6 protein-coding genes are annotated in these 6,301 nt (G+C 29.8%); 1 reads left to right on the top strand and 5 read right to left on the bottom strand.

What is annotated here, in order from left to right; translation table 11 throughout:
- The 4 genes from FWJ34_RS06430 to FWJ34_RS06415 all read right to left on the bottom strand — a co-directional run.
- Window positions 1–738: PAS domain S-box protein (locus FWJ34_RS06430; protein ID WP_308254498.1), on the bottom strand; the 738-nt coding region annotated here is incomplete at its 3' end.
- Window positions 739–1,271: 533 nt separating this feature from the next.
- Window positions 1,272–1,946 (bottom strand): hypothetical protein, encoded by a 675-nt coding sequence (locus tag FWJ34_RS06425; protein ID WP_308254497.1) that lies wholly within the window; start codon window positions 1,944–1,946, stop codon window positions 1,272–1,274.
- 168 nt (window positions 1,947–2,114) lie between these two features.
- Entirely contained in the window at window positions 2,115–2,630 is a 516-nt protein-coding gene (locus tag FWJ34_RS06420; protein WP_308254496.1) for an AAA-like domain-containing protein, read from the bottom strand.
- Window positions 2,617–3,990: an AAA-like domain-containing protein gene (locus FWJ34_RS06415; protein WP_308254495.1), complete on the bottom strand. Its 1,374-nt coding sequence runs from the start codon at window positions 3,988–3,990 to the stop codon at window positions 2,617–2,619. The genes FWJ34_RS06420 and FWJ34_RS06415 overlap by 14 nt, the downstream gene beginning before the upstream one ends.
- A gap of 220 nt (window positions 3,991–4,210) precedes the next feature.
- Between FWJ34_RS06415 and FWJ34_RS06410 the strand changes: the two genes are divergently transcribed.
- Window positions 4,211–5,131 carry an NAD(+) kinase gene (locus FWJ34_RS06410; RefSeq protein ID WP_308254494.1) on the top strand — a complete coding sequence of 307 codons (921 nt, stop codon included), beginning with the start codon at window positions 4,211–4,213 and terminating at the stop codon, window positions 5,129–5,131.
- 79 nt (window positions 5,132–5,210) lie between these two features.
- Here FWJ34_RS06410 and FWJ34_RS06405 read toward each other — a convergent pair whose 3' ends face one another.
- Entirely contained in the window at window positions 5,211–6,257 is a 1,047-nt protein-coding gene (locus tag FWJ34_RS06405) for a transposase (protein WP_308254493.1), read from the bottom strand.
- Between the last annotated feature and the right edge of the window lie 44 nt (window positions 6,258–6,301).

Below are 6,301 nucleotides of genomic sequence, written 5' to 3'. Positions count from 1 at the left end.
TAAAAATTTCCCTTGGTTTTCATAGGATTCTTTCCCTAATTTTTCCCAAACATATTTTCCTATGATTTGATCCCTTGGGCTATTTTGCCATATTTCGTGCAATCTATTTACAAAACGATAACGCCGTTGATTATCAATATAAGAAATTCCTATGGGTAACGAATCTAAAATTAAACGCAATTCTTCTTTACTTAGATATAATTTCTCTTCCGCTAATTTTCGCTCAGTAATATCATTGGCAGTGGCATAAATTACATTTTCTGTTGAAACTAAAATTGAAGTCCAAAGTAACCAGCGATAACTACCATCTTTACAACGATAACGATTTTCAAAATTACGAATTTTTTCTCCTGATTTTATTTTATTTAATTCTCTTTGGGTTTTTTCTTGATCTTCAGGATGAATAAAATAAAAAAACTGATTTGATGTTAATTCCTCAGTATTATACCCTAGCAATTTTTCCCAAGCAGAATTTACTTCTAAAAAATAACCATTTGTATCCGCAATACAAAACAAATTTAAAGATAATTTAAAAAAGTGATTATATTTATTTTCTATTTTTTTTAATGTATTGCTTTTATCAACTATTGTTAAGTTTAAATCTTGAATATTTTTAGCTAACTGATTTTTTAGTTTAACTTTAATTTTTCTTTTTATTTGTAATTGTTTTTTGAGAGACTTATTTTCTTTTTGTAAGTTTTTAATTTTTTTATGTAGATATTGATCTTTTTTATTCATTTCTTTAACCTTATTTGTATCTGAATAATAACTAACTGACGTTAAGTAATCATCTATTTGGTGTTAGATTTGAGATCTTAAATATAACTTGTAAGATGCCTATTAAACTTCTTCATAAAATATTTTTAAGCGGTTTGTAGTAAGGGATTTATCCCTGATTTTCCATTCTTCTTAAGTAAGCAAAATTAATTACATATTTTTCTCAAATAGAGAATAACAATGAGTAACAAGGAATTTAAACCCTTTACATTGCTTATATAGCAATCCTAAATGATTTGTGGCAATGTCAATATCAAAAATTTGGACGCAAGGCAATGAATGAGCTTAAGCCCCTTGTTAACCCCTTGTTAAACTGAGATTTTAACATTTTCTACTATTTTTAAATATCCCACAACTGATTTAGTAATGCTATATATAATTAATTTGCCGAAATACTTAGAAATATTTATTACATAATGGGTTCTTATTCATTACTTATTGTCATTCTATACTATATCATTATTAATTAATCAATATTATTAACAAATTTTTATTTAAGGATTTTTAGTTAAAGAATTTATTAGAATTTTTCCTTTTTCCCTATATTGTGTAGCTATTAATTTGCCTAAAATTACAAGATTTTCTTCCTTTAATTGTTGCATTATCTCCATAACTTTTTGACATAAATCTTCTTTCTCAATATTCCTAGTAATTTCTTTAAGTTTAGCTATTTCTAAATTAAGCCAATCTTGATTAAAAACCGCTTGATAAATAGGATTACTTATTTTAATTTGTTCTTGTTGTTTATTAACAATTCCTGATAATAATAATTGTATAATTTCTGGACTATTATTATTAACTAAATTTCCATTTTCTAAAATTTCCTGATACAATTTGAGTAAATCATAACTATTGGTTTGTTTTGTAAGGCGATCGCAAATAGTTTTCAAATGTTCAGGATGATCATGATATTGCCAATGATGAATAATCTGAGATTTAATCAGAGTAGAAATTTTAATTTTAAGTTCACTATGATGAGTTAAAAATTCTGTAATAAGTTGAGAAAGAAAAGGAGTTTTTGAAGTAAAAATTGGCGATAAATTAGTAATTTTTGACGAAGATAAAACCTGAGAATTATCAACTACTAATTTACATAATTTTTGAGTTAAAAAAGGTTGTCCTCCTGTCCATGCTAATATCTCTTTAAGGGTAGCTTGAGGATTATCCACTTTTCCGTTTAAACCTTTGATTAAAGGAGAAGTCTCATCAAATTCAAACCCTTTTAATTCTATAGCTTTACCAATATTAAAAGGAGTTCTCGCTTTATCTTGTATTAATTCAGAGGGAAAAGTGACACCAAATAAAGCCCAATTAAGACGATTATAAATATCATTTTCTCACCTTTGATTATAAAAAAAACGAATTAAAGCAAAAAAATCATCAGTAGAAAAATTTAAACTTTTTAAAGTATCAATTTCATCTACAAAAATAAACAGTTGTTCTTTAATATATTTTCCTAAAATATCCTCAATAAATTGATTTAATTTTTGCACAGGAGATAAATTGTCTAAATCTCGCCACCAATTTCTTAAATTAACTTGATTGATTAACCGCAAACTACGCCATAATTCAGAAGCAAAACCAAAATATAATTGTAATGGAGTTAGTTGTTCGTTACCAATCATAGTTAAATCAATAGAAGCACATTTATAACCTTCGGTTTCTAACTGATGTTTTACTCTCAAACGTAAGGATGATTTTCCCATTTGACGGGAGTTAAAAACATAACAAAATTGACCATTTTTTAAACTATGATAAAGTTCCTTATCAGCTTTTCTTTCCACATAAATAGGATTATTTTTGGCTAAACTACCACCGACTTGATAAGAAAATTCTTGATTAAGATCTGTCATTATTATTTCTTAAAATGGCTAATTGATTTCGGAAAAAAATACGATAAAGTAAGCAACGAGGACTAACTTCATTTCCTTGTAAATTTATTAATCCCATACTCTCTAATTTGTAGGCTGTGATTGGTTCAATCTGAACAGTTTTTTCACTATTTACTATTTTTTCCATCGCTTTTAATAAACTAGGAAATTGTTGTATTTTTCTCCATTGATTATATAAATGATTTCCATAAATACCTGAGAGAGTTGTCGCAGTTTCTAAAAATTTATTTTCCTCTATTTTTTCCGTTTTTAAATAATAAATAGCTAGACGTACAAGATAAGGATGCCCCCCAATAAGTTTTGTTAATTTTTTGATTAACTCTAATTGATTTTGATTAAATTGATGGAGTTTAGAAAAAGTTTCTATTTGAGATTCCGTAAATTCTGGTAAACGAAATGATAAACCAACATTAAAAGGTGATTGATTAATATTTAAAGGGACATAAATATCTGTAGAATAAATAACAATTAGCCTTAACTTTTGCCAAATATCAACGTCTTTTGCTTCTTCATACCATGATCTTAATAACGGAAAAAAATTAGTAGTAATTTGAGGATATTCAAATAAAATATCAACTTCATCTAATGTAATTATTAAAGGATTTTCTATGGTTTCTAAAATATAATTTTCTAAATAAATTGTACAACTAATTTTACTACCTAAATCATCATCCCAATATTCAGTTAGATTAATTTGTAAATTTAATTGACGGGCGACATTAGCACAAAACCAGCGTAAAAATTTATTTATATCATCAAATAAAGATTGATCAGCTTGTCCAAAAGTAATCTTAACATGGTGATAATTATATTTTTTACTATGATTAATAATGCGAGTTTTTAAAGAAGTTTTACCAAATAAAGATGGTGCTTTTATCAAAATTAAGGCCCCGGGTTTGACTATTTCTTGATAACACTGCTCTTCGATGGGATAACGCTCGATATAAAAAGGAGAATCTAAAGGTACTGTACCTTCTGGAATTTCTAATTTTACCTCATTTTCTTTTACTTTATCTTCTTTTTCAATCCCAGAAATTAACGTTATTACTTCTGAATTTTGAGTTTGTTTGTCTTTTTGATATTGTCTGATAACAGAACGAAAATTATTTTTACTTACTTTCGTTTTCAGTCGATTTCCTAATATTTGCCATAATTGAGAACCGATACCTCGAATATAGTCATGATCATAACCAGAATTTTCCGCAATTTCGTAATAAGTTTTACCTAACCAACATTCTTGAAAAACTAATTCCTGTAAATGATTTAATTGAATGGGTTTAATTAATTGATTAACAATAAGTAAGGCATCTTCTAAATTCATCTTGTTTTTTAAAATTACCTATAACTTATGAGATATAAATAAGATTCAGAGGGCTTTAATAATTCTTGTAACAGAAAAGAGTAAAAAAATCAAATGTTAGAATTATTTAACCTGAGATTATCTTGGTTAAAATAGAAGAAAATCAAAAATGTTTAAGTTTATTTAGATGATCTGAGGTTATTTTTTCCGATAAAATAAAGAAAATTACAATATAAAAATCGTGCGGTTAAAACAAGTAATTATTGCTTATAAAGCTGGGGATAAAGATAGTAAGGCATGGGCTGAAAGATGCTCAAAAGAATTAGAAGCCCGTCAATGTAAAGTATTATTAGGTCCTAGTGGAATTAAAGATAACCCTTATCCCGTATTTTTGGCTTCTGCTACCCAAACTATCGATTTAGGAATTATATTAGGGGGAGATGGTACTATTTTAGCCGCTTCTCGTCATTTAGCCCCTGAAGGTATCCCTATTTTAGCAGTAAATGTGGGTGGACATTTAGGCTTTTTAACCGAACCTTTTTCTCTATTTCAAGACACCCAAAGCCTTTGGAATCGTTTAGAAAATGATTTATATGCCGTGGAAAGACGCATGATGTTAGAAGCACAAATTTGGGAAAGAAATCAGAAAAATATTGAACCTGTCAGCGATCGCTTTTTCTGCTTAAATGAGATGTGTGTAAAACCCGCCTGTTTAGATAGAATGCCCACCTCTTTACTAGAAATGGAAGTTGACGGAGAAGTAGTTGACCAATATCATGGTGATGGTTTAATTGTCTCTACTCCCACTGGCTCAACTTGTTACACTGCTTCGGCTAATGGGCCTATTATACACCCTGGTATGAGTAGCATCGCCGTTACCCCTATTTGTCCTCTCAGTTTATCCAGTCGTCCTTTAATTTTACCACCTCGTTCCGTTGTAAGTATTTGGACACTAGGAGATTACGAACTGAATAATAAATTATGGATGGATGGAGTTTTAGCAACCTCAATTTGGCCCGGGCAATGGGTAAGGGTACAAATGGCAGATTGTCAAGCCCAATTTATTATTTTGAGAGAATCTCACTCGTTTTATCAAACCTTACGGGAAAAACTACAATGGGCTGGAGCGAGGGTTTATTACGAAAATAATCATCGTAATTAAATGATTTTGGCTAACTATTTCATCATCGAGTTTAAGGTAGCCAATTTTCATCTAAGATTTGTTTAAGGGATACACTTAATTATGAGTCTTTTAAAGAGTATATCTTGCCATCTATAAGAATGCGACTGATACCCTTAGCCTGTAAAAATGACGAAGTTTTTTGTAAAATTCTACCATCAGGAACTTTAATTACTTTACCTTTGCGGGCGCTGTGAGTGCCTTTGGCATCGCAAAATCTTTTAGCTACTCGATGATTATCAAAAACTGGTAAAGTCTGTTGTTGAGTTTCCAGCCCCGGTATTTTACCTAAATCGGCAAATTCTCTTAACGGCTTAGTAATTAATTCCGAATAACGATCGATCACAAGATAACAAACTCTGGGAAAAATCGCTTTAGCTAGAGGTAATACTTGTAACTGTTCTGTATTAACATTTTTTTGACTAACAAATTCAATCTCATCATCCTCATCGTCATCATCCTCATCGTCATCATCATCGTCCATATCTTCCCCAAACATGGCGGCTAAAACATTAACACAATCAAGATCATCATCGTCATCATCAAAATCTCTTTCTTGTTCTATTTCTGTATAATTAATAATATTTTCTTCTTCGAGTTGAGATAACAAATTATCTGATTCTATCTCAATTTTTTGACTGCTTTTTTGTACTGGTTTACTAATATTAACAGTATGTTCTTCAATCAAAGTTTCTCTGAGCAGATTTTCTTCTTGAGGATTTTCTTCTGTAGGGGTTTCTTTGAGCAGATTTTCTTCTTGAGGATTTTTCGATACATCAATAATTTCCGTCTCTAAACTCATAATTTCCAGTGTAGAATTTGTTTCCTCTGATGAAGATAATTCTGTGGTTTCTACTTCTGTGATGGGAGTTAAAATTAATTCTGCTTGAGGATCATTTTCCCCTGAAGAGCGAGTTGTCCGTGCTAAACGCTTTTCTTGTATCAAATCTTCATATTCTAAGTCTGATAAACTAATTTTGAGAAAACGGCTAACGGTTGAACTACTCACCCCGAAACGAATCGCTAAAGTCGAAGTTGTTTCTTCTGTGTTGCGATATAGCTCTAAGATTTCTTGGCGATCGCCATCAGACAATTTTCTCGGACTCATAATCTCAACCTTACTCGTTAATATAGTCAAACTCAAACTAATTT

The organism is Geminocystis sp. GBBB08 (assembly GCF_016743215.1).
Lineage (GTDB): Bacteria > Cyanobacteriota > Cyanobacteriia > Cyanobacteriales > Cyanobacteriaceae > Geminocystis.
This window is presented reverse-complemented; position numbering and strand designations above follow the sequence as displayed.

Bases quoted from the DNA above. Each gene is read 5' to 3' on its own strand.
- FWJ34_RS06415 (WP_308254495.1), bottom strand. From the start codon at position 3,990: ATGAATTTAGAAGATGCCTTACTTATTGTTAATCAATTAATTAAACCC.
- FWJ34_RS06420 (WP_308254496.1), bottom strand. From the start codon at position 2,630: ATGACAGATCTTAATCAAGAATTTTCTTATCAAGTCGGTGGTAGTTTA.
- FWJ34_RS06405 (WP_308254493.1), bottom strand. From the start codon at position 6,257: ATGAGTCCGAGAAAATTGTCTGATGGCGATCGCCAAGAAATCTTAGAG.